Below are 21977 nucleotides of genomic sequence, written 5' to 3'. Positions count from 1 at the left end.
CGTTGGTATTACAGTTTGATGGCAGAAATCCGACAGCCATTCCAAAGTGATCTGTAGAACACAGCGCTAAGAGCGAGTCGTTTTAAAACCGCCTTAACATTTCTGCCAATGAATCATCATATTTGCGCACTAAAGTCGCGGTTTCCTCCAACTCAGCCAACATAAGGACACCCTGATGAGTCGAGATACCGGCGACAACCTGGACCGGAACCAAAGCGGCAACCTGCCGATGGCCAACGTCATGGACGCCTACCTGAGCCGCCGCAGCGTGATGCGCGGCAGCCTGGGCGCCGCCATCGCCATGATTGCCGGTACCGGCCTGACAGGCTGCTTCGACGGTGGTGGTTCCGATCACGATGATCCGGAGCCACCCGTGACTGAGCCGGAAGAGCCGAAACTGGCACTGGGCTTCCAGTCCATACCGGGCTCGCGCACCGACGCCTGCGTGGTCGCCGCCGGCTACAGCGCCTATGTGCTGGCGCCTTGGGGCACGCCGATCAACAGCAACGGCAACCCGTGGAAATCCGACGGCAGCAACACCTCGACCGACCAGGCCAACGCCATGGGCATGCACCATGACGGCATGCACTTCTTCCCCATCAACGGCAGCTCTGAAGACGGCCTGCTGGCGATCAACTTCGAGTACATCGACACCGCCGCCCTGCACCCGGCCGGCCCGACCACCGATGTCAACGGCAAGCGCCCGGTCGAGGAAGTGCGCAAGGAAATCAACGCCCACGGCGCCGGTGTTGTCCGCCTGCAGAAAATCAACGGTCGCTGGCAGGTGGTCGACAACGACCCGCTCAACCGCCGCTTCACTACCGCCTCGCGCATGGAAATCACCGGCCCGCTGCGGGGTACCGAGCACGTCAAGACCAAGTACTCCACCGCCGGCACCCACTGCCGCGGCACCAACAACAACTGCGGCAACGGCTACACCCCGTGGGGCACCTACCTGACCTGCGAAGAGAACTGGCCAGGCATCTTCGTCAACAAGGGCACCCGCCCCGAAGACCAGCGCCGCATTGGCGTGGGCACCTCCAGCGGCCAGTACAAATGGGAAACCGCAGCCGGTGACAGCAGCGAAGTGGCCGACGAGTTCGCCCGTTTCGACGTCACCGTCAAAGGCGCCAGCGCCACCGACGACTACCGCAACGAAGCCAGCACCTACGGCTACATCGTCGAAATCGACCCGTACACCAGCAACACCCTGGCCACCAAGCGCACCGCGCTGGGCCGTTTCCGCCACGAAGGCTGCGCCCCAGGCCTGCCCGTGGCCGGCAAGCCGCTGGTGTGGTACATGGGTGACGACTCGAACAACGAGTACCTGTACAAGTGGGTGTCCACCGCCGTGTGGGACGCCGCCGATGCCACCCCCGCCGACCGCCTGGCCACCGGCGCCAAGTACCTCGACCACGGCAAGCTGTATGTAGCCCGCTTCAATGCCGACGGCACTGGCGTATGGTTGCTGCTGGACGTGGCCACCGCCACCACTGGCGGCAGCACCCTGGGCGCACTGTATGGCGACCTGCCGGGCATCATCCTCAACACCCGTGGTGCTGCCGATGCCGTGGGTGCAACGCCGATGGACCGCCCCGAATGGACCACGGTCAACCCGCTCAACGGCGACGTGTACCTGACCCTGACCAACAACAGCGCGCGCACCCCGGAAAAGGTGGATGCAGCCAACCCGCGCGGCCCGAACCGTCACGGCCACATCATCCGCTGGCATGACAGCGACGACCAGCTGAGCTTCACCTGGGACATCTTCGTGTTCGGCGCCAACGCTGCTGGCACCGCCGACATCAACCGCTCCGGCCTGACCGAACTGAACCAGTTCGCCAGCCCGGACGGCATGAGCTTCGATAGCCGTGGCGTGCTGTGGTTCGAGACCGACAACGGCGAGAGCAGCGTGACCGACTACACCAACGACCAGCTGCTGGCAGTGATCCCTACCAACCTGGTAGACGCCAGCGGCAAGCAGGTGCCGGTTAATGCCCAGAACCAGGTGGACCTGCGCCGCTTCTTCGTCGGGCCGAATGGCTGCGAGGTGACCGGGATTACCTTCACCCCCGACAACAAGACGCTATTCGTCAACATCCAGCACCCGGAGAACTGGCCGTATACCGACAAGGCTACCGATGCCACCCCGGCAGGTACCACGGTAAGGCCGCGGGCTGCGACGGTGGTGATCCAGCGTATCGATGGCGGGGAGATCGGCACCGCCTGACAGGGCGCCGGTCAGTCAGCCTTGTGCTGGCTGTACCGGCCTCTTCGCGGGTAAACCCGCTCCCACAGGTACTGCACAGTGTTCAAAACTGTGCGGTCCCTGTGGGAGCGGGTTTACCCGCGAAGAGGCCGGTGAATATTACCGAACCATCGGCTCCCGGCTACGCACCCGCACTTGCTGCGCCGGCACCCGGGCATGCCATTGCACCACCCCCAGCGCCTCCACCTGGAACTCGCTGCGTATCACCCGCCCCTCCTCCGCGAACGACAGCTGCAACAGAAAATACCCGCTGTTCAGTAGCAGCCCTTCGCTCAGCCGTTCGAACGTTTCGTCATCCACCGCCCCCAGCGCCTGGCGTAGCGCAGCTGCATCCACGTAACCTGACGCCGGCCGGCCGCTGATGATGCGGCTGAGCAACGAGCGCGGATAGCGCCCCTCATACAGCGCTTCCAGCAACGGCAGATGCTCCAGCCCCAGGGCATTGGCATTCAGCCGCCAGCCGGTGGTCTGCGGCAAGGCGCACAGCATCGGGTAACGGCCCTGGCGGCTGGCGTCCGGCTCCAGTAGCAGGTTCAACTCGCTGGTATCGAGCATCGGCTGGTTGGCCGCCAGGCGCGGTGGTTGCTGGCGCAGGTATTGGGCGCTCTCGGCGCCCTGCAGGCGGGTATCGCTGTCGGCATCCAGCCAGTCGGCCAGGGCGTCGACCAGGCGCTGCGCCGCCATGTCGTCGCCCAGCAGGTACCGCAACTGGCGCGCAGCACGCTCGCCGTCCGCGCCGAGCAACGCATTGACGTTGAAACAGGTGTGCTGGTCGCGGACCCGCAACTGCGCCTGGCCGGCGCCAAAATCGTAGTTCAAAGGCTGCCCACGCAAGGCCTGCCAGAACAGCGGGCTAAGCCGCCAGCTAGGGTCGCGCAGGGCCTGCTCGGCATAGGCCAGGCCGGCCTGCTCCATGGCTCGCGCCTGCACCCGCTGATGCAACAGGCGCACATCATCGACCTGGCGCCTGCCATCTTCCACCAGCCAGGCCATGCCTGCCGCCAGCATCGCCAGCACCACCATCACCATCAACAGGGCCGCACCCTGCTGTTGCCTGCCACCCATCCTTGCCTGCCTCTGTCGCCGAATGAAGACGCCAGTCAACACGCCAGGTGTTGCAGGTAGATGGCAATGAACGTTCGTCATGTGTACGTCATCTGCGCGAGGCAGGATTGTCTTTCCTTTTCATGGCCTTACAGGAGTAGTCGCAATGGGTGGCATTGGAATCTGGCAACTGGTGATCGTACTGCTGATCGTATTCCTGCTGTTTGGTACCAAGCGCCTGAAGGGCCTGGGCAGCGATGTGGGCGAGGCAATCCAGGGTTTTCGCAAGTCCATGGGCGGTGAAACTGACATCATTCCGCCAGCGCACACGCAGGTGCAGCAACAGTGCCCGTTGACCGGTCAGGGCACGCAGCAACCGCAAGCGGACCGTCAACCCTGATGTTCGAGGTAGGCTTCAGCGAGTTGCTGCTGGTCGGCATCGTCGCGCTTATGGTGCTGGGCCCGGAGCGCTTGCCGGTGGCGGCACGCACCCTCGGGCGCGGCCTGGGCCAGGCCCGCAAGGCCATGCACGCCCTGCGTACGCAGGTGGAGCGGGAGATCGACCTGCGCGCTGTCGAGCTGCCCAACCTCGACAGTGCGCCTTTGCAGCGCCTGGAACAGGAGATCCGCCAAGGCATCAGCCTGAAAGCGGAGCCGGCCAACGATGCGGCCACGGTCGCCTCCCCCAAGGAAAACGCTTCATGAGCATTGCCATCGACCCGGCGGCGAGCATGCCGCTGACCGAACACCTGCGCGACCTGCGCAAACGCCTGGTGCGTTGCCTGGCGCTGGTGGCGCTGGTGTTCGCCGGGCTGTTCCCCTTCGCCCAGACGCTGTACACGCTGATTTCCGAACCGTTGCGGCGCTTTTTGCCGGAAGGCGCCAGCATGATCGCTACCAGCGTCACTTCGCCGTTCCTGACGCCGTTCAAGCTGACCGCGATGTGCGCGCTGTTCGTGGCCATGCCGCTGCTGCTGCACCAGGCCTGGGGCTTTCTGGCGCCGGGGCTGTACCGCCGTGAACGGCGCATTGCCCTGCCATTGCTGATATCGAGCATCCTGCTGTTCTATGCCGGCATGGCCTTCGCCTTCTTCCTGGTGTTCCCGACGATGTTCGGCTTCTTTGCCAGCGTGACACCGGAGGGCGTGGCGATGATGACCGATATCAGCCAGTACCTGGACTTTATCCTCGCGCTGTTTCTGGCGTTCGGGCTGGCGTTCGAGATCCCGGTGGCGACGTTTATCGTGGTCTGGGTGGGGTTGGCCGATGTGGCTATGTTGCGGCGCAGCAGGCCTTACGTGATCGTCGGCTGCTTTGTGGTGGGGATGATCCTGACGCCGCCGGATGTGTTTTCGCAGACGATGCTGGCGGTGCCGATGTGGGTGCTGTTCGAGGTGGGGTTGCTGGCTTGTGGATGGTTGAAGCGGCCCGGGCAGGGCAAAGAGATTGTGGCTGGATTGTAGGGCCTCTTCGCGGGTGAACCCGCTCCCACAGGGATCGCACAATATCCGAGAGTTGTGCGATCACTGTGGGAGCGGGTTCACCCGCGAACAGCCTTGATGCGGTCTAGAACTCGGCGAGCCGCCAGACTTCGTAGGCAGGCGTCTCGTACGGGTGGCTCTGCTTGAGTGCAGCGACGACCTGGGCAATCAGGTCGTCAGCCACCACCAGCTCCACCTTCCACTCTTCCACCACCTCGACCTGGCCGGTTTGCCCGAGGAACGGCTGGCTGCCGTCCAGCGGGCGGAACTGGCCCTGGCCCAAGGCCTGCCAGGCGCAGTGGTCATAGTCACCGATGCGCCCGCCACCCGCGGCGAACACAGCGGCCTTGACCACTTCGACGTGGCTGGCGGGGACGAAGAAGGCGAGCTTGTACACGCCTTAGTTCACCCACACCCGTGCGTTACGGAACATACGCATCAGCGCGGCATCTTCCTGCCACTCATCCGGGCGCCAGGAGTTCTGCACGGCACGGAACACACGCTCCGGGTGCGGCATCATGATGGTCACGCGGCCGTCGCGGCTGGTGAGGCCGGTGATACCACGCGGCGAGCCGTTCGGGTTGGCCGGGTAGGCTTCGGTGACCTTGCCATGGTTGTCGACGTAGCGCAGGGCCACGCAACCGGACAGGTCGGCTGCCAGCAGTGCTTCTTCGCTGGCGAACTCGGCATGGCCTTCACCGTGGGCGATGGCGATCGGCATGCGCGAACCGGCCATACCCTGCAGGAAGATCGAGTTGGACTTCTGCACTTCGACCATGGCCACACGCGCCTCGAACTGCTCCGAGCGGTTGCGCACGAAGTGCGGCCAGTGCTCGGTACCCGGAATCAGCTCATGCAGGTTGGACATCATCTGGCAACCGTTGCACACGCCCAGGGCGAAGCTGTCGGTACGCTCGAAGAAGGCCTGGAAGGCATCGCGGGCGCGGCTGTTGAACAGCGCCGATTTGGCCCAGCCTTCACCGGCACCCAGCACGTCGCCGTAGGAGAAGCCACCGCAGGCGACCAGGCCCTTGAAAGCCTCGAAGTCGACACGGCCAGCGAGGATGTCGCTCATGTGCACATCGATGGCAGCGAAGCCGGCACGGTCGAAGGCAGCAGCCATTTCGACCTGGCCGTTGACGCCCTGCTCGCGCAGGATGGCCACTTGCGGGCGCACGCCCTTCTTGATGTACGGCGCGGCGATGTCGTCGTTGACGTCGAAGCCCAGCTTGACCGACAGGCCCGGGTTGTCTTCCTCGAGCAGCAGGTCGAATTCCTGGTCGGCGCAGTCGGCGTTGTCGCGCAGGCGCTGGATCTGGTAGCTGGTCTCGGCCCACTGGCGCTGCAGCATGCGACGGTCGTCGTCGAACAGCACTTCGCCGTTCAGGCTGATGGACACTTCACCGTTGTTGACCGGCTTGCCGATCACCGCGACGCACTCGCCCAGGCCTGCGGCGCTGAACTGTGCCAGCACATCCGGGGTGGCATCCTGGCGAACCTGGATGACCGCGCCCAGCTCTTCGTTGAAGAGGATGGCGGCCACCTCGGCCTTGCTGTCGGTCAGCGGGTCGAGTTGCAGGTCGAGGCCGCAGTGGCCGGCGAAGGCCATTTCCAGCACGGTGGTGACCAGGCCGCCGTCGGAGCGGTCGTGGTAGGCCAGCAGGTGGCCATCTTCGTTCAGGCCCTGAATCACGGCGAAGAACGCCTTCAGGTCTTCGGCGTCGTCGACGTCCGGTGCCTGGGCAGCGATCTTGCCGTAAGTCTGGGCCAGGATCGAGGCGCCCATGCGGTTCTTGCCGCGGCCCAGGTCGATCAGGATCAGGTCGGTTTCGCCCTTGTCCATGCGCAGTTGCGGAGTCAGGGTCTTGCGAATGTCGGTGACCGGGGCGAAGCCGGTGATGATCAGCGACATCGGCGAGGTGACGCTCTTCTCGACGCCCTCGTCGCTCCACTTGGTCTTCATCGACATCGAGTCTTTGCCGACCGGAATGGTAATGCCCAGCTCCGGGCACAGCTCCATGCCGACAGCCTTGACGGTATCGTACAGGCGGGCGTCTTCACCCGGGTGGCCGGCGGCAGACATCCAGTTGGCCGACAATTTGATGTCGGACAGCTTCTCGATGCGCGAGGCAGCCAGGTTGGTCAGTGTCTCGCCAATTGCCATGCGGCCGGACGCCGGGGCATCCAGCAATGCCAGCGGGGTACGCTCGCCCATGGCCATGGCTTCACCGGTGTAGACGTCGAAGCTGGTGGCGGTGACGGCGCAGTCGGCCACCGGTACCTGCCACGGGCCGACCATCTGGTCACGAGCTACCAGGCCGGTGATGGTACGGTCACCGATGGTGATCAGGAAGCTCTTGCTGGCCACGGCCGGGTGGCTGAGGACGCGCTGAACGGCATTGTCCAGGTCCAGCTTGCTCGGGTCGAAGTCATCGCCCAGCTCGGCTTCGCGGGTAACCGAACGGTGCATGCGTGGCGGCTTGCCCAGCAGTACGTCGAGCGGCATGTCTACCGGCGTGTTGCCGAAGTGGCTGTCGCTTACGGTCAGGTGTTGCTCTTCAGTCGCTTCACCCACTACGGCGAACGGGCAACGCTCACGCTCGCAGATTGCCTTGAAGCGCTCGAAGTCGACGGCGCTGACGGCCAGCACGTAACGCTCCTGCGATTCGTTGCTCCAGATTTCGTGCGGGGCCATGCCCGGCTCGTCGTTGGGCACGTTACGCAGCTCGAAGCGGCCACCACGGCCACCATCGTTGACCAGTTCCGGGAAGGCGTTGGAGATACCGCCGGCACCAACGTCGTGGATGAAGGCGATAGGGTTGGCGTCGCCCAGCTGCCAGCAGCGGTCGATGACCTCCTGGCAACGGCGCTCCATTTCCGGGTTTTCGCGCTGAACGGAGGCAAAGTCCAGGTCAGCCGAGCTGGCACCGGTAGCCACCGACGAGGCGGCGCCGCCGCCCAGGCCGATCAGCATGGCCGGGCCACCAAGCACGATCAGCTTGGCGCCGACAGTGATCTCGCCCTTCTGCACATGGTCTTCACGGATGTTGCCCATGCCACCGGCCAGCATGATCGGCTTGTGGTAGCCGCGCACTTCTTCACCGTGCGGGGTGTTGATGGCTTGCTCGAAGGTGCGGAAGTAACCGGTCAGGGCCGGGCGACCGAATTCGTTGTTGAACGCAGCGCCACCCAGAGGGCCTTCGATCATGATGTCGAGGGCGTCGACGATGCGCTCGGGCTTGCCGTAGGCCTGCTCCCACGGCTGTTCGAAGCCCGGGATGCGCAGGTTGGACACGGTGAAGCCGGTCAGGCCAGCCTTGGGCTTGGCGCCACGGCCGGTCGCGCCTTCGTCGCGGATTTCGCCGCCGGAGCCAGTGGAGGCGCCGGAGAACGGGGCGATGGCGGTTGGGTGGTTGTGCGTTTCCACCTTCATCAGGATGTGCACCGGCTCCTGCACCGCGCCGTACTGGCGGGTTTCAGGGTTCGGGAAGAAACGGCCGGCAACGTTGCCGACGATCACCGAGGCGTTGTCCTTGTACGCAGACAGCACACCTTCGTTGTGCATCTGATAGGTGTTCTTGATCATGCCGAACAGGCTCTTTTCCTGAGCCTGGCCGTCGATGTCCCAACTGGCGTTGAAGATCTTGTGGCGGCAGTGCTCGGAGTTGGCCTGGGCGAACATCATCAGTTCGATGTCGTTCGGGTTGCGCTTGAGGCCCTGGAAGGCGTTGACCAGGTAGTCGATCTCGTCTTCGGCCAGGGCCAGACCGAGGTCGATGTTGGCCTTGGCCAGGGCGTCACGGCCACCGGCGAGGATGTCCACCGAGGTCATCGGCTTGGGCTGGGCATGGCTGAACAGGTCAGCGGCCTGCTCCAGCTGGCCGAGCACGCGCTGGGTCATGCGGTCGTGCAGCTCGGCGGCGATCAGTTCGGCGTCGGCTTCGCTCAGGCTGCCGGCAACGTAGTAGGCGATACCACGCTCCAGGCGCTGGATCGACTGCAAGCCGCAGTTGTGGGCGATGTCGCTGGCCTTGCTGGCCCAAGGCGAAATGGTGCCCAGGCGCGGCACGACCAGGAACAGGCGGCCGCTCGGCTCCTGTACCGGCACGCTCGGGCCGTACTTGAGCAGACGGCCCAGCACCTGCTGCTGGTCGGCGGTCAGCTCGCCGTCGACATCGGCGAAGTGGGCAAATTCGGCATACAAACCAGTAACAGCGGGGACTTTCTGGCTCAGTTGCTCGAGTAATTTACCGTGGCGAAAGGCAGAAAGGGCAGGAGCGCCGCGCAGGATCAACATCGTCGGGACAGCCTCAGGAAGGGGTGTGCTTAGAGGCCGTGCATTCTAGCCTAATTCGAAGGGTTTCGGCACCCGCTCTACGCCATGCCTGCCGGGCGGCGGAACCGGACTTTCGGGTCAAAAAAATTGCCTTGTGTTGCCCGTTCCGGCCCTATCGCCGGCAAGCCGGCTCCCACAGGTATACCACCGCCCTCAAGGCCTGTGTTGTACCTGTGGGAGCCGGCTTGCCGGCGATAGGGCCGGTAAAGCACAGAACCCGCTACCAGACAAGCTAACAGTTGTCGAGATATGGTTGGGCCAGTCCTTTGCGTATACTGCAACCTATGTTCGCCCACACTGCTTTGCGCCAGCGTTGCGCCAGATGGCTTTTCGCAACCGGACTCTTTCTGCTGCTCGGTGCCTGCGTTGAAAAACCCAGCACCCTCGAGCGCGTGAAGGAGGATGGCGTGCTGCGCGTGATCACCCGCAACAGCCCGGCCACCTACTTTCAGGACCGCAACGGCGAAACCGGCTTCGAATACGAGCTGGTCCAGCATTTCGCCGAGGATCTCGGCGTGAAGCTGCAGATCGAGACCGCCGACAACCTCGACGAGCTGTACGACAGCCTCGGCAAGCCCTCCGGCCCGGTGCTGGCGGCCGCCGGCCTGGTCACCAGCGAACGGCGCAAGGCCCAGGTCAGGTACTCCCACCCTTACCTGGAAGTGACCCCACAGGTCATCTACCGCAACGGCCGCACCCGCCCCACCAACGCCAAGGGCCTGGTCGGCAAGAAGATCATGGTGCTCAAGGGCAGCAGCCACGCCGACCAGCTGGCCGAGCTGAAAAAGCAGTATCCGGGCCTGGAATACGAAGAATCCGACGCCGTCGAGGTGGTCGACCTGCTGCGCATGGTCGACGAAGGCCAGATCGACCTGACCCTGGTCGACTCCAACGAGCTGGCGATGAACCAGGTGTACTTCCCCAACGTGCGGGTTGCCTTCGACCTGGGCGACACCCGCGACCAGCGCTGGGCGGTGGCGGCCGGTGAAGACAACAGCCTGCTCAACGAGGTCAACGAGTTCCTCGACAAGGCGCAGAAGAACGGCACCCTGCAACGCCTGAAGGACCGCTACTACGGCCACGTCGACGTACTGGGCTACGTGGGTGCCTACACCTTCGCCCAGCACCTGCAGCAGCGCCTGCCCAAGTACGAAAAGCACTTCAAGAGCTACGCCAAGGTAGAGCAGGTGGACTGGCGCCTGCTGGCTGCCATCGGCTACCAGGAATCGATGTGGCAGCCTGAGGTCACTTCCAAGACCGGCGTACGCGGCCTGATGATGCTGACCCAGCGCACCGCCCAGGCCATGGGCGTGTCCAACCGCCTGGACCCGAAGCAGAGCATCCAGGGCGGCGCCAAATACTTCATGAAAATCAAGGAAGAGCTCGACGACAGCATCCAGGAACCGGACCGCACCTGGTTCGCCCTGGCCGCCTACAACGTCGGCAGCGGCCACCTGGAAGACGCCCGCACCCTGGCCAAGCGCGAGAAGCTCAACCCCAACAAGTGGCTGGATGTGAAGAAGATGCTGCCGCGGCTGTCGCAGAAGCAGTGGTATCGGCAGACCAGGTACGGTTACGCCCGGGGCGGCGAGCCTGTGCACTTTGTGGCCAACATCCGTCGCTACTACGACATTCTTACCTGGGTGACCCAGCCGCAGCTGGAAGGCCAGGTGGCCGAAGGCAGCCTGCATGTGCCCGGGGTGAACAAGGACAAACCGGCGGAGCAGTCGCCGCCGATGTAAGCCTGCACGGGCCTCTTCGCGGGTAAACCCGCTCCCACAGGTACATCACAGGTTTTGGAGATAGTGGTATTTTTGTGGGAGCGGGTTTACCCGCGAAGGGGCCGAAACAGGTCAGGACTTGGCCCGGCGAGCCTTGAAGAAGTCGCTGAGGATCTGCCCGCACTCTTCCGCCAGCACCCCGCCCTCCACCATCACCCGGTGGTTCAGGAAGCCCTGCCCGAAGAACTGCCCCTGGCTCTGCACGATCCCCGCCTTGGGCTCCAGCGCGCCGTACACCACCCGCATGACCCGTGAATGCACGATCAACCCCGCACACATGCTGCACGGTTCCAGGGTCACATACAGGGTACTGCCGGGTAGCCGGTAGTTGCTGGCGGATTTCGCCGCCGCGCGAATGGCCACCATCTCGGCATGCGCACTGGGGTCACTGTCGATGATCGGCCGGTTGAAGCCCTGCCCGATCACCTGCCCATGCTGCACCAGCACCGCGCCCACCGGCACCTCGCCCATGCCTGCGCCTTCGGCGGCCAGGGCCAGGGCCAGGCGCATGAATTCCTGATCGCGACTGCGATCGATGATCTGCGGACGCATCAGACCACCGCGATCGCGGCCATCAGGCCGGTTTCCATGTGGTCGATGACATGGCAGTGGAACATCCAGGTGCCCGGGTTATCCGCCACCAGCGCCACCTGGGCGCGTTCGTTCTTGCCTAGCAGGTAGGTGTCGGTGAACCACGGCTCGGTGATGTCGTGGCGGTTGGAGGCGATCACCTTGAAGCTCATGCCGTGCAGGTGGATCGGGTGCTGGTACTGGGTCATGTTCTTCAGCTCGAAGATGTAGCTCTTGCCCTTCTGCAACGTGGCGATGGGGCGCTCGGCGCAGGTCTTGTCGGTGATGTCCCAGGCCTGGCCGTTGATCTGCCACATGCTCGACGGCTTATCCTGATCCGTAGTGACCGAGACTTTTGCCGACCATTCGAAATTGAAGTTGAGCTTTTCGGCGTTTTCCAGATCCGGCTCGGCAATCGGGTTGGGCGGTAGCGCCGGCGGCCAGTCGCTCGGCGCGTCGTTGCTGGCTACCGAACGCAGGGTGCCCAGGCGCACGAAACCGTCGCGCAGGGAGATCTCCTGCCCCGCTTCGGGAATACGGATAGCCAGGCAGATGCGCATGCCAGGGCCGAGCCAGTAGTCATCGTCCAATGGCCGCGGGGTTACCGGGTTGCCGTCCAGGGCATAGATTTTTGCCTCGCAGTTGCCCTTGAGGTTGATGCGGTAGGTCCAGGTGTTATCGAGGTTCAGCAGACGCACCCGTACCACCTGACCGGCTGGCAACTCGGTGACTGAATCGGCCTGGCCATTGATGGTGATCAGGCGCCCGGCGGTGCCGTTGCGCGCGGCTTCTCGCGGAATGCTGAAAGGCAGCCAGGCCCCCTGCTCGTCCACGTGCCAGTTCTTCAGGCTCAGCGTGCGCTCATGCCTGAAGCCGGTCGGCTCGCGCTCCTCGACGATCAGCGGGCCGACCAGGCCACGGCCCAGCTCCTCGGAACTGCTGACATGCGGGTGGTACCAGTAGCTGCCGGCGTCCGGCACACGGAACTTGTAGTCGAAGTACTCGCCAGGCTTGACCGGCAATTGCGACACATAGGGCACGCCGTCCATTTCCAGCGGCAGGCGAATGCCGTGCCAATGGATGGTGGTTTCAACCGGCAAGTGGTTGATGAAGCGCACCCGCAGCCAGGTGCCCTGGCGTACGCGCAACTCGGTACCCGGGGCAGACGGGCCGAAGGCCCAGGCCTCGGTCTTGAAGCCCGGCACCAGCTCGACGTCCAGCGGTGCGGCGATCAGCTCATAGTCATGCCCGGCGTTGTCATCTTCGACCTTGCCCAGCCAGTAGCGCGCCGCGCCACCGGCGCCCAGGCCAACCACAACCAGGCCGGTCAGGCCTTTGAGCATTTGTCGACGAGTGAAGGACATCGGTGCGGGTACCTCGTGTTCTGCGCAATCAAGCTGCCAGCATGGCTGGCGATGAAGGGCGAATACGATACACCTGCAAATGGGAAATATTAAGTGAAGTCTCTTGCGATGCTTTCCGCAGCCTTCCCCTCGGCAGTATTGCCGGGGGCAGCACAGAGCGCGTTGAACCACTGCTGATCATCTGCGGCCGGCACCCGCAAGGCGGCCTGGAGCAGCTGCGGGTCGAGCAGGACGTTCAGGTTCTGCAGGCGCGTGGCGATTTCGGGGTGCGTATCGAACGGATGGGGGTTGGCCAGCCCCAGCACTTCCTCACCCAGTTGCAATGGCGTGCCTTGCAGGTGCGATGCCAGCGCCTGCAGCAGGTTGTTGCCACCGTGAGCGAGCAGCAAGCCGTCGATCACCCTGCCCAGGGCAATTGCCCGTAGCAGCGCCTGTACGAACAGCTTCGGGCCAGCGACCTCGGCACCGGCCCGATCAGCCAGCAATTCCTGTGCACGCCCCCAGTGATGAACCGCAATCTGGAAATGGTGCAAGAACTGCCCAGCCAGCCACAAGGTCGGCCGAACCACCCAGGGCGGAGCATCCTCGTCGCCGACCATCGCAGAATACTGCGCGCACATCAGGCTGAAACGCGCGCTGGTTTCGCTGCCTCGCTCCGTATCACGGCGCCTGAAATGACCCAGTTCGTGGCCGATGATCGAAGCCGCCTCGGCCTGGCTCAAGGCCGTCAGCAATGGTAGCGGCAGATACAACGTGCGCCCCGTGAGTACCTCCCCGCCGGGCTGCAGCAGGACCGGCACACTGGTGACGAAAAATCCCTGGTCAAGTCCGACCACGATATGGTCCGGGGCCGGCGCTTGCAGCTGCGTTGCCAAGGCCTCGATCCACTGCCACACCGCTGGCGTCGCCTGCCTGCCGAGCGGGCGGGCGAGAAACCTGGCAGTCGGAGACTGCATCAGCGGCCACTGCCTGCGCATTCGCCAGGCCTGGCGAACACACACAACCAGGACAGAGGCCAGCGGCAGCACCACGACCAGCACGCTCATGCCGCCCTGCGCTGCACGGCTCGCTCCGGAACTGGCCTCATAGAGCAACGCCAGGCACAGCGAACCGGCAAGCATGACCATGTAGATGCTCAAGCAACAGCCCAGGCCCTGCCAACTGGCCATCATGCGCTCATTCAGGTAGGCCGCAGAGCGCAGCGCCCGCCAGGCGTCTGCCTTCAGCTTGAGCCAGGCCCAGAGGCCGACCAGCAAAGCAGCCAATGCCAGCCAGCAGCTCACGCTGGCCATCACTTTGCGTACGCTTACCCAGTGGCGATCCGCATCGAGCAGGTCCAGTTGGCGCTGCAGGGCCTGCCGCGGCTCGACATGCCTGGCAAGCTCCTTGCGGGCTTCCCACGGCAATTGCTGTAGCAACGCCTCGCTGGGGGCCGCCAGCCATTGCCGTATGGTGCGAGCCTGATCCTGCGCCGTGTCGGCCCGCCAGTACTGCACATTGCCCCAGCCGAACAGCACCAGTGGCAACAGCAGCAGGATCAGGCCCCAACCGAAGCGCTTCATTGCTCCACAGCGCCGATGGTCACGCCCAGGCTCATCTGGCCGCTTCACCCAGGCGCGCCACGCCAGGAAACAGTTGCGCCAACGTGTGCCTGGCCTGGGCCGCTTGCAGATAGGCATAGAGCAGGTCCACCAGTTCCTGCAGGGCAAGGTGGCGCCCGGCTACGACAGGGGTGCACAACCACAAGCTGACGCGCAGTCCGCCCGCCACGGCTACAGCGTCAGGCGAGGCCAACGCCCTGAAACAGGCCGGCGCCAGCGTTGGCGCGCTGCCGGCCGCCGACACGGTAAAGATCAGGCGGGTGCTGAAATGTCGCTGCTCGACGTCGAAGCCGTCGAAGGCATGCAGGGGTGTCGGCGCCTGCGCATTGGCGAAGCACAGGCTATCGGGCGTAACGCTCAGCACCCGCTTGCCATGGCGGCGGTACAGCGCTGCGGCGCATGCCAGCGCCGCCGCCCCGGTGCCGGCCAGGCCGAGGCCGAAAGCAGAGAGCAGCCATATGGCGGCGCTGCTCGCCTGGGGGGCGAACAGTACCGCCAGCGCCATCAGCCATGTACCCAGCCCGGCAAGCGACAGGCCGGTCAAGGCACAGGCCAGCGCCTTGCCAAGCGAGCGCTCGCGCAGTTCGAAGCCCTCGACAGGGCCATCGGCCTGCGCCTGCAGGTACGCCAGGTGGGCTTCGCGTTCGTCGTTATTCATCAGCCTGCAACAGATCCAGTTGCCGTTGCGCATGGGCCGCATCGCGGTAAGCCGCCAGCATTGCGAGCACTTCCTCGTTGTCCAGCTTGCGCCCATTGCTGGCCAGGCCTGCGGACATGATGCGCACCTGCGGTCGCGGCTTTTTCAGCACCATGGCCTGGTTGCCGAAGAACTGCAGTTTCACCACGTGGTGCTTGGGAAGCACGGCTTCGCTGCTCATTTCCAGCGTCTGCACCGTGACCAGCCCTTCATCCTTGACCGAAACATCCTCCACTTCGGCCATGTCTACCGGGGCGTCCAGCGTATCGACGAACAACTGCCGGCGGGTCAGACGCATGAACACCTGGGTACCGGCATTGCGATGCTGCCAAGTCACCGCGGCGGCGATGAAGACCGTGAAGGCACAGGCTGCGACCGCGCCCATGCGCTCCAGGTTGAAGCAGACGGCGGTCAGAATCAGCGAGCCCAGCAACAGTATCGGCCCCCAGACCCGATAACGCCGGGAATTGGTGAACTCGCTCTGCTCTGGCACACGCTCGATCACTTGCTTGAGTTCGGCGATTACCCGGTCGCGCTGGGCGGCACGGGATTGCTCGTATTCCTGGCCGAGCGAACCGGACAGCTCGGACAGCGGGTCGTTGAACTCGCTCATGGTCATTGCGCCTCCTGCGTCGCCAGGTAATCGGTGAGGAATGCCTGGGCATTACCCTGATGCGACAGCCCTTCCGAATAGCCGACCTGCAGTGGCTGCGCCTCACCCGGCAGATACAGTTCGCCGCCCCAACTGCCCTGGATGATCAGCACCACGTATTTCTTGCCATCCACGGTGGTGGAGTAACGGGTATCCCGGCTGGTTTTCTCCACCTGCATTTTCTGGATGCGCATGTTCCAGTCGTGATCGACGCCTTCGATCTGCACCAGCGCTTCGTTTGCGGCGCGTTCACCGATGCGCAGCGTCCACACCTTGGCCCCTTGCGTGCCCATGTAGGCAACTACCTGGTCGGCCACCTCCGGCCGTTGTTCAGCGTGAACCTGGCCCAGCCACAGGCTGAGCGCAGCCACCAGCAGGGCAGTCCATTTACGATAAGCGAGCATGTGTTTTCCATCCTGAAGCGGAACAAACGCCCATTGAAATAAGCCTGGCCCGCACTGCCAACCCCGTTGACCGGTTCGCACAACAGACAGCGCCCTGCGCACAATGGCTGTCGCTGAAAATGTGCACGCGTTACCATTTCCGGCCATGCCGCCCGCTGCCAAGGATGCCTAGCGCCCATGCGATCTATCAGCCCCTACCTCGATACCGCTTTTTCATTCGATAGCCCCGGGTCACTCGCCGAGGCCGGCGTACTGGACGCAAGCAGCGCACGAGTGATGGGTAGCGCGACCGGCCACTATCGGGCGCAGACGGTACACGGCGGGTTGCAGTACTTCGATTGCAACCTGCAATTTCCGGAGCCGCTGAGGATCGACAAGGTGCTGCAGCAAAGCCTGTGCATCGTGCAGGTGTTCGACGGGGCGTGGCAGCACACGGTGGACGGAAAGCTCAACAGTTATGCCCCTGGTCAGTTGCACATGCTGGGCCTCGGTGAAAGCCTGGAGGCGCAGGACCAATTGCCCGCCAACAGCCACGCCCGCATGGCCGGGGTGCGTATTGCCGGCGATTACCTGCACGAGCTGGCCCGGGACGATGCGCAACTGATGCCGCTGCTGGCCCTTGCCGCCGATGGCATGCGCTTCGACCAGTTGCCGCAGTGGCCAACAATAAGCCGCCTGTTCCAGCAGCTGTATCTATCGCCCTACACGGGCGCACTCAGGCGCCTGCATTGCGAAAGCCTGAGCCTGGCCATCGTGCTGGAGCTGGCCAGCCACCTGATCGGCCACAGGCCGGCCGAAAAGCCCCAGGACCGGGGGCACCGCGATTTGGCCATTGAAACGCGTCGCCAGCTTGATGCAAACCTGAATGCCCCGCCCACTGCTGCAAGCCTTGCTCGCCAACTGGGGGTGAGCGAGACCACCTTGCGCCGCGCATTCAGCCATGAGTACGGCCGGTCGCTCCTGCAGTATGTGCGGCAACAGAGAATGGAACTGGCCCGCGCCCTGCTGCTGGAACGTCGCTGGCAGGTTTCGCAGGTTGCCTATCAGGTCGGCTACGCCAACCCTGCCAATTTCTGCCATGCCTACAAGGCGTATTTCGGGCGTTCTCCCGGGGCTGAATAGGGTTTTACCGGATAAAAAAACGGGCCTGCAATGCAGGCCCGTTTCATCAACCGCGAGGTGGGATCATTCCCACTCGATGGTCGCCGGCGGCTTGCTCGACACGTCGTAGGTAACGCGCGAGATACCATCGATTTCGTTGATGATACGGCCGCTGACGGTTTCCAGCAGCTCGTACGGCAGGTGCGCCCAACGTGCGGTCATGAAGTCCACGGTCTCGACGGCGCGCAGGGCCACGACCCAGGCGTAGCGACGGCCATCGCCAACGACGCCGACCGACTTGACCGGCTGGAACACCACGAATGCCTGGCTGGTCTTGTGGTACCAGTCGGCCTTGCGCAGCTCTTCGATGAAGATGTGGTCGGCGCGACGCAGGATGTCGGCGTATTCCTTCTTCACTTCACCGAGGATGCGCACGCCCAGGCCCGGGCCCGGGAATGGGTGGCGGTAGACCATGTCGTACGGCAGGCCCAGCTCCAGGCCGATCTTGCGTACTTCGTCCTTGAACAGCTCACGCAGCGGCTCGACCAGCTTGAGGTTCATTTCCTCCGGCAGGCCACCGACGTTGTGGTGCGACTTGATCACGTGGGCCTTGCCGCTCTTGGCGCCAGCCGACTCGATCACGTCCGGGTAGATGGTGCCTTGGGCGAGGAACTGGATGTTTTCCAGCTTGCTGGCTTCGGCATCGAACACGTCGATGAAGGTGCGGCCGATGATCTTGCGCTTCTTCTCCGGGTCGGCTTCGCCGGCCAGGTTGTCGAGGAACTGCTTCTCGGCGTCGGCGCGGATGACCTTGACGCCCATGTTCTCCTTGAACATGGCCATCACCTGGTCGCCTTCGTGCAGGCGCAGCAGGCCGTTGTCGACGAATACGCAGGTCAGCTGGTCGCCGATGGCGCGGTGCAGCAGCGCGGCAACAACCGAGCTGTCGACGCCGCCGGACAGGCCCAGCAGGACGTTGGCCGAACCGACCTGCTCACGCACCTGGGCAATGGCGTCTTCGACGATGTTGGACGGAGTCCACAGGGCTTCACAGCCGCAGATGTCCTGCACGAAGCGGGACAGGATGCGACCGCCCTGCTTGGTGTGGGTCACTTCCGGGTGGAACTGCACGCCGTAGTAGCCGCGCGCGTCGTCGAACATGCCGGCGATCGGGCAGCTCGGGGTGCTGGCCAGCACGTGGAAGTTGCCCGGCATCTGGGTGACCTTGTCGCCGTGGCTCATCCACACGTCCAGGCCCAGTACGCCGTCAGCGTCGATGTGGTCTTCGATGCCGTCGAGCAGGCGGCTCTTGCCGACCACGTCCACACGGGCATAACCGAATTCACGCAGGTCGGAACCTTCGACCTTGCCGCCCATCTGCTCGGCCATGGTCTGCATGCCGTAGCAGATGCCCAGCACTGGTACGTTCAGGTCGAACACCGCCTGCGGGGCGCGCGGGCTGTTGGCTTCGTGGACCGACTCGGGGCCGCCGGCGAGGATGATGCCGCGCGGGTTGAATTCGCGGATCGCTTCATCGTCCATGTCGAATGGATGCAGCTCGCAGTACACGCCGATTTCGCGCACGCGGCGGGCGATCAGCTGGGTGTACTGGGAACCGAAATCGAGGATCAGGATGCGGTGAGCGTGAATGTCGAGGGCCATGACTCAATCTCGTCAGTGGAAATCGGAAACGACGCGGGGCTGTCACGACAGCCCCGCATGCTTGAATTGCCAGAAGCCTCAGCCTACGCGGTAGTTAGGGGCTTCTTTGGTGATCTGCACGTCATGCACGTGGGACTCGGCCATGCCGGCACCGGTGATGCGCACGAATTCCGGCTTGGTGCGCATCTCTTCGATGGTTGCGCTGCCGGTGTAGCCCATGGACGAACGCAGGCCGCCCATCAGCTGGTGGATGATCGCGGCCAGCGCGCCCTTGTAGGGAACACGGCCTTCGATGCCTTCCGGTACCAGCTTCTCGGCACCGGCCGAGGAGTCCTGGAAGTAGCGGTCAGACGAGCCTTGCGCCTGTGCCATGGCACCCAGCGAGCCCATGCCACGGTAGGCCTTGTAGGAACGGCCCTGGAACAGTTCGACTTCACCCGGTGCCTCTTCGGTACCGGCGAACATAGAACCCATCATCACGCAGGAAGCACCGGCGACGATGGCCTTGGACAGGTCACCCGAGAAGCGGATGCCGCCGTCGGCGATCAGCGGCACGCCAGTGCCTTCCAGCGCAGCGGCAACGTTGGCGATGGCGCTGATTTGCGGCACGCCGACACCGGCAACGATACGGGTGGTGCAGATCGAGCCTGGGCCGATACCGACCTTGACCGCGTCAGCGCCAGCTTCGGCCAGCGCCTTGGCGGCAGCGCCGGTGGCGATGTTGCCGCCGATCACCTGCACTTGCGGGTAGGTTTCCTTGACCCAGCGAACGCGGTCGATCACACCTTTGGAGTGACCGTGGGCGGTGTCGACCACAACCACGTCAACACCAGCAGCCACCAGGGCGGCAACGCGCTCGCCGGTGTCCTTGCCGGTGCCGACCGCGGCGCCGACGCGCAGACGACCCTGGTCGTCCTTGCTGGCCAGCGGGTAGGCCTTGGCCTTTTCGATGTCCTTGACGGTCATCATGCCCTTGAGGTTGAACTTGTCGTCGACGATCAGGACTTTTTCCAGGCGGTGCTTGTGCAGCAGCTCGCGGACTTCGTTCTTGTCGGCGCCTTCGCGGACGGTGACCAGACGCTCTTTCGGGGTCATCACGTCGCGGACCTTGGCATCCAGGCGGCTTTCGAAGCGCACGTCACGAGAAGTGACGATGCCGACCAGGTCGCCGTTCGCCAGCACCGGTACACCGGAGATGTTGTTCAGGCGGGTCAGGTCGAACAGGTCGCGCACGGTGGCGTCGGCGTCGATGGTGATCGGGTCCTTGACCACGCCAGCCTCGAACTTCTTGACCTTGCGCACTTCGCTGGCCTGCTGTTCGATGGTCATGTTCTTGTGGATGATGCCGATGCCGCCTTCCTGGGCCATGGCAATGGCCAGGCGCGCTTCGGTCACGGTATCCATGGCAGCGGAAACCAGCGGAATGTTCAGCTCGATGCCGCGGGTCAAACGGGTCTTGAGACTGACTTCATTGGGCAGTACCTCGGAATAGCCAGGTACAAGGAGGATATCGTCGAAGGTCAGGGCTTCTTGGCTGATACGCAGCATCGCGGGGGCTCCCGGGCGGGAAAAATGGAAGCGCGCCATTATACTCATGCACGGCGCGCCGCTCAATGCAAAATAAGGGCCTTCGGTCAGCCTTGTGGCAGTTTTACCTGTACCACGGCCACCGGCTGGTCGAGCCAGTCGGCGAAGCTGTCGAGAAAGGCCTGGGTAAACCCGGCCTCGCCCCAGTTGTTGAAGATGAACCCCAGGTTGGAAAAGGCACATGGCTGCAGGTAAATGAAGCCATTGATGTCATCTTCGAACCCGCACAACGGGCAGGTGAAGTTGTCGCTCACCGCCGGCATCCATTCTTCCAGGCTTTCGAACAGCGGCTCGCCCACCTCGCGCCGGCACTCGGGGCAACCGGCCTCTTCGAGGAAACCTTCGGTAGGGGTATAGATGCAGCGTTTGAGCATCACCTCCAGGCCGTTGACTTGCTCGCCGAAGGGCAGTTTTTGCGGGTGCAGGGCCACTTTGCGGGCCCCTTCGGCCAGGGCATGGCCCATGCGGTTGCCGGTGCGGCCACAGGTGGTCAGCTGTTCCTCGACCAATTTCTCGCGCACCAGCCAGCGCAGGATGGCGCGGGCACGGGCTTCGTGCACCGGGACGGTAGACAGCTTGGGAACGATGATGCTCTGGGTGTTCATGAACGGGACAAGCCTGAAAAACTGCGGTAATGGCGCAATTCTACCGCCTGCTCAGGCGCTGAGATAGCGACCGATCAACGCCAGGCCGCTGGCCAGCACCAGCCACGTGACCAGGCGCACGAAGGCTTCGCGGGACAGCCGATGGGTAAGCCTGCACCCCGCCCAGAGGCCGACAAGCATGACCGGCAACAGGCAGGCGGCGAGCAGCAGCAGGCTTGGGTCGGCATACACGCCAGCGATCAGGAACAGCGTCAGACGCACCACGGTACTGCAACTGATCAGCGCGCTCTGGGTGGCGCGTACCTGCTCCTTGGCCTCCAGCCGGGCACTCAGGTACAGCGCATAAAGGAAGCCGCCGCTGCCGAACAAGGCACCGAACAGCCCGCCTGCCGTACCCATGGGCATTGCCCAGAAACCGGACAGGCTGGCCGGCCGCACCTTCACCGCTAGCCCGTACACGGCATAGGCCGTGACGAACAGGCCCATCAGCAGCAGCAACAGGTCGGACTTCAGCTGCAGCAGGAATACCACACCCAGCGTGCAGCCAATGGCCATGAACGGCAGTAGCCGCAGCAGTTCGCTGCGCACGACATCGCGGCGCGAGGGCAACAGGTTGCCGAAGGCTGCGACGAAGTCCAGCAGCACCAGCAGCGGAATGATCCGCGACAGCGGCATGAAGTGGATCAGCACTGGGCCGGCCACCAGCGCGGTGCCGAAGCCGGCGATACCGAAGACGATGTAGGCAACGCCGACACCAAGCAGGATGGGTAGCCAGTCAAGGCCGGAAAACGATAGTTGGGCGAGCATGGCAACGATTCCTCGG

19 protein-coding genes are annotated in these 21977 nt (G+C 63.9%); 6 read left to right on the top strand and 13 right to left on the bottom strand.

The window, feature by feature from the left end:
• The first annotated feature begins 175 nt into the window (after positions 1 to 175).
• Complete coding sequence (locus RIN61_RS16980) at positions 176 to 2230, top strand: PhoX family protein (RefSeq protein WP_313853018.1); 2055 nt, start codon at positions 176 to 178, stop codon at positions 2228 to 2230.
• Between the two features lie 138 nt (positions 2231 to 2368).
• Here the strand turns inward: RIN61_RS16980 and gspK are convergent, their stop codons facing one another.
• Complete coding sequence (gene gspK, locus RIN61_RS16975) at positions 2369 to 3334, bottom strand: type II secretion system minor pseudopilin GspK (RefSeq protein ID WP_112250894.1); 966 nt, start codon at positions 3332 to 3334, stop codon at positions 2369 to 2371.
• 145 nt (positions 3335 to 3479) lie between these two features.
• On the opposite strand from gspK, the gene tatA reads away from it, so the two are divergent.
• The 3 genes from tatA to tatC are packed head-to-tail and all read left to right on the top strand — an operon-like array spanning position 3480 to position 4776.
• The gene (gene tatA / locus RIN61_RS16970) at positions 3480 to 3713 is read left to right on the top strand and encodes a twin-arginine translocase TatA/TatE family subunit (protein ID WP_112250893.1); all 234 of its coding nucleotides are present in this window, start codon (positions 3480 to 3482) and stop codon (positions 3711 to 3713) included.
• A complete protein-coding gene (tatB, locus tag RIN61_RS16965) occupies positions 3713 to 4018 on the top strand; it encodes a Sec-independent protein translocase protein TatB (RefSeq protein ID WP_112250892.1) in 306 nt (101 codons plus the stop codon). Before tatA ends, tatB begins: the two co-directional genes overlap by 1 nt.
• Positions 4015 to 4776, top strand: coding sequence for a twin-arginine translocase subunit TatC (tatC, locus tag RIN61_RS16960; RefSeq protein WP_313853014.1), 762 nt, complete (start codon positions 4015 to 4017; stop codon positions 4774 to 4776). Before tatB ends, tatC begins: the two co-directional genes overlap by 4 nt.
• Positions 4777 to 4879: 103 nt before the next feature.
• Here tatC and RIN61_RS16955 read toward each other — a convergent pair whose 3' ends face one another.
• Both RIN61_RS16955 and purL read right to left on the bottom strand, forming a co-directional pair.
• Positions 4880 to 5191 carry a YqfO family protein gene (locus RIN61_RS16955; protein WP_112250889.1) on the bottom strand — a complete coding sequence of 104 codons (312 nt, stop codon included), beginning with the start codon at positions 5189 to 5191 and terminating at the stop codon, positions 4880 to 4882.
• Between the two features lie 3 nt (positions 5192 to 5194).
• Positions 5195 to 9091: a phosphoribosylformylglycinamidine synthase gene (gene purL / locus RIN61_RS16950; protein ID WP_133970341.1), complete on the bottom strand. Its 3897-nt coding sequence runs from the start codon at positions 9089 to 9091 to the stop codon at positions 5195 to 5197.
• A 323-nt stretch (positions 9092 to 9414) separates the two neighbouring features.
• On the opposite strand from purL, the gene mltF reads away from it, so the two are divergent.
• On the top strand, positions 9415 to 10872 hold the full coding sequence (gene mltF / locus RIN61_RS16945; RefSeq protein WP_112250883.1) for a membrane-bound lytic murein transglycosylase MltF: 1458 nt from the start codon (positions 9415 to 9417) through the stop codon (positions 10870 to 10872).
• A gap of 111 nt (positions 10873 to 10983) precedes the next feature.
• Here the strand turns inward: mltF and tadA are convergent, their stop codons facing one another.
• The 6 genes from tadA to RIN61_RS16915 form a co-directional block, all read right to left on the bottom strand.
• Positions 10984 to 11463, bottom strand: coding sequence for a tRNA adenosine(34) deaminase TadA (gene tadA, locus RIN61_RS16940; protein ID WP_207878933.1), 480 nt, complete (start codon positions 11461 to 11463; stop codon positions 10984 to 10986).
• Complete coding sequence (locus tag RIN61_RS16935; RefSeq protein WP_313853005.1) at positions 11463 to 12845, bottom strand: multicopper oxidase family protein; 1383 nt, start codon at positions 12843 to 12845, stop codon at positions 11463 to 11465. The genes tadA and RIN61_RS16935 overlap by 1 nt, the downstream gene beginning before the upstream one ends.
• A gap of 89 nt (positions 12846 to 12934) precedes the next feature.
• Positions 12935 to 14407, bottom strand: coding sequence for a M48 family metallopeptidase (locus RIN61_RS16930; protein WP_313853004.1), 1473 nt, complete (start codon positions 14405 to 14407; stop codon positions 12935 to 12937).
• 31 nt (positions 14408 to 14438) lie between these two features.
• Positions 14439 to 15104: a hypothetical protein gene (locus RIN61_RS16925; RefSeq protein ID WP_313853003.1), complete on the bottom strand. Its 666-nt coding sequence runs from the start codon at positions 15102 to 15104 to the stop codon at positions 14439 to 14441.
• Entirely contained in the window at positions 15097 to 15756 is a 660-nt protein-coding gene (locus RIN61_RS16920; RefSeq protein ID WP_313853001.1) for a hypothetical protein, read from the bottom strand. Before RIN61_RS16920 ends, RIN61_RS16925 begins: the two co-directional genes overlap by 8 nt.
• 2 nt (positions 15757 to 15758) lie before the next feature.
• On the bottom strand, positions 15759 to 16199 hold the full coding sequence (locus RIN61_RS16915; protein ID WP_114170622.1) for a hypothetical protein: 441 nt from the start codon (positions 16197 to 16199) through the stop codon (positions 15759 to 15761).
• A gap of 177 nt (positions 16200 to 16376) precedes the next feature.
• On the opposite strand from RIN61_RS16915, the gene RIN61_RS16910 reads away from it, so the two are divergent.
• Positions 16377 to 17321, top strand: coding sequence for a helix-turn-helix transcriptional regulator (locus RIN61_RS16910; protein ID WP_207878929.1), 945 nt, complete (start codon positions 16377 to 16379; stop codon positions 17319 to 17321).
• Between the two features lie 63 nt (positions 17322 to 17384).
• On the opposite strand, the gene guaA is transcribed toward RIN61_RS16910, so the two are convergent.
• From guaA to RIN61_RS16890, 4 genes are all read right to left on the bottom strand, one after another.
• Positions 17385 to 18962: a glutamine-hydrolyzing GMP synthase gene (gene guaA, locus RIN61_RS16905; protein ID WP_013971139.1), complete on the bottom strand. Its 1578-nt coding sequence runs from the start codon at positions 18960 to 18962 to the stop codon at positions 17385 to 17387.
• Positions 18963 to 19040: 78 nt separating this feature from the next.
• Entirely contained in the window at positions 19041 to 20510 is a 1470-nt protein-coding gene (gene guaB / locus RIN61_RS16900; RefSeq protein WP_013971138.1) for an IMP dehydrogenase, read from the bottom strand.
• An 86-nt stretch (positions 20511 to 20596) separates the two neighbouring features.
• Positions 20597 to 21154 (bottom strand): sugar ABC transporter ATPase, encoded by a 558-nt coding sequence (locus RIN61_RS16895; protein WP_313852989.1) that lies wholly within the window; start codon positions 21152 to 21154, stop codon positions 20597 to 20599.
• Positions 21155 to 21205: 51 nt separating this feature from the next.
• Positions 21206 to 21961 (bottom strand): sulfite exporter TauE/SafE family protein, encoded by a 756-nt coding sequence (locus RIN61_RS16890; protein ID WP_313852986.1) that lies wholly within the window; start codon positions 21959 to 21961, stop codon positions 21206 to 21208.
• Positions 21962 to 21977: the final 16 nt, after the last annotated feature.

It is taken from the genome of Pseudomonas inefficax (assembly GCF_032164165.1).
Classification (GTDB): domain Bacteria; phylum Pseudomonadota; class Gammaproteobacteria; order Pseudomonadales; family Pseudomonadaceae; genus Aquipseudomonas; species Aquipseudomonas inefficax.
The sequence above is the reverse complement of the archived record's forward strand: the minus strand, read 5'-3'. Positions and strand labels throughout refer to the sequence as shown.

Excerpts from the sequence above, each read along its gene's own strand:
- RIN61_RS16980 (WP_313853018.1), top strand. The coding sequence starts at position 176 with ATGAGTCGAGATACCGGCGACAACCTGGACCGGAACCAAAGCGGCAAC.
- gspK (WP_112250894.1), bottom strand. The coding sequence starts at position 3,334 with ATGGGTGGCAGGCAACAGCAGGGTGCGGCCCTGTTGATGGTGATGGTG.
- tatA (WP_112250893.1), top strand. The coding sequence starts at position 3,480 with ATGGGTGGCATTGGAATCTGGCAACTGGTGATCGTACTGCTGATCGTA.
- tatB (WP_112250892.1), top strand. The coding sequence starts at position 3,713 with ATGTTCGAGGTAGGCTTCAGCGAGTTGCTGCTGGTCGGCATCGTCGCG.
- tatC (WP_313853014.1), top strand. The coding sequence starts at position 4,015 with ATGAGCATTGCCATCGACCCGGCGGCGAGCATGCCGCTGACCGAACAC.
- purL (WP_133970341.1), bottom strand. The coding sequence starts at position 9,091 with ATGTTGATCCTGCGCGGCGCTCCTGCCCTTTCTGCCTTTCGCCACGGT.
- mltF (WP_112250883.1), top strand. The coding sequence starts at position 9,415 with ATGTTCGCCCACACTGCTTTGCGCCAGCGTTGCGCCAGATGGCTTTTC.
- tadA (WP_207878933.1), bottom strand. The coding sequence starts at position 11,463 with ATGCGTCCGCAGATCATCGATCGCAGTCGCGATCAGGAATTCATGCGC.
- RIN61_RS16935 (WP_313853005.1), bottom strand. The coding sequence starts at position 12,845 with ATGTCCTTCACTCGTCGACAAATGCTCAAAGGCCTGACCGGCCTGGTT.
- RIN61_RS16930 (WP_313853004.1), bottom strand. The coding sequence starts at position 14,407 with ATGAAGCGCTTCGGTTGGGGCCTGATCCTGCTGCTGTTGCCACTGGTG.
- RIN61_RS16925 (WP_313853003.1), bottom strand. The coding sequence starts at position 15,104 with ATGAATAACGACGAACGCGAAGCCCACCTGGCGTACCTGCAGGCGCAG.
- RIN61_RS16920 (WP_313853001.1), bottom strand. The coding sequence starts at position 15,756 with ATGAGCGAGTTCAACGACCCGCTGTCCGAGCTGTCCGGTTCGCTCGGC.
- RIN61_RS16915 (WP_114170622.1), bottom strand. The coding sequence starts at position 16,199 with ATGCTCGCTTATCGTAAATGGACTGCCCTGCTGGTGGCTGCGCTCAGC.
- RIN61_RS16910 (WP_207878929.1), top strand. The coding sequence starts at position 16,377 with ATGCGATCTATCAGCCCCTACCTCGATACCGCTTTTTCATTCGATAGC.
- guaA (WP_013971139.1), bottom strand. The coding sequence starts at position 18,962 with ATGGCCCTCGACATTCACGCTCACCGCATCCTGATCCTCGATTTCGGT.
- guaB (WP_013971138.1), bottom strand. The coding sequence starts at position 20,510 with ATGCTGCGTATCAGCCAAGAAGCCCTGACCTTCGACGATATCCTCCTT.
- RIN61_RS16895 (WP_313852989.1), bottom strand. The coding sequence starts at position 21,154 with ATGAACACCCAGAGCATCATCGTTCCCAAGCTGTCTACCGTCCCGGTG.
- RIN61_RS16890 (WP_313852986.1), bottom strand. The coding sequence starts at position 21,961 with ATGCTCGCCCAACTATCGTTTTCCGGCCTTGACTGGCTACCCATCCTG.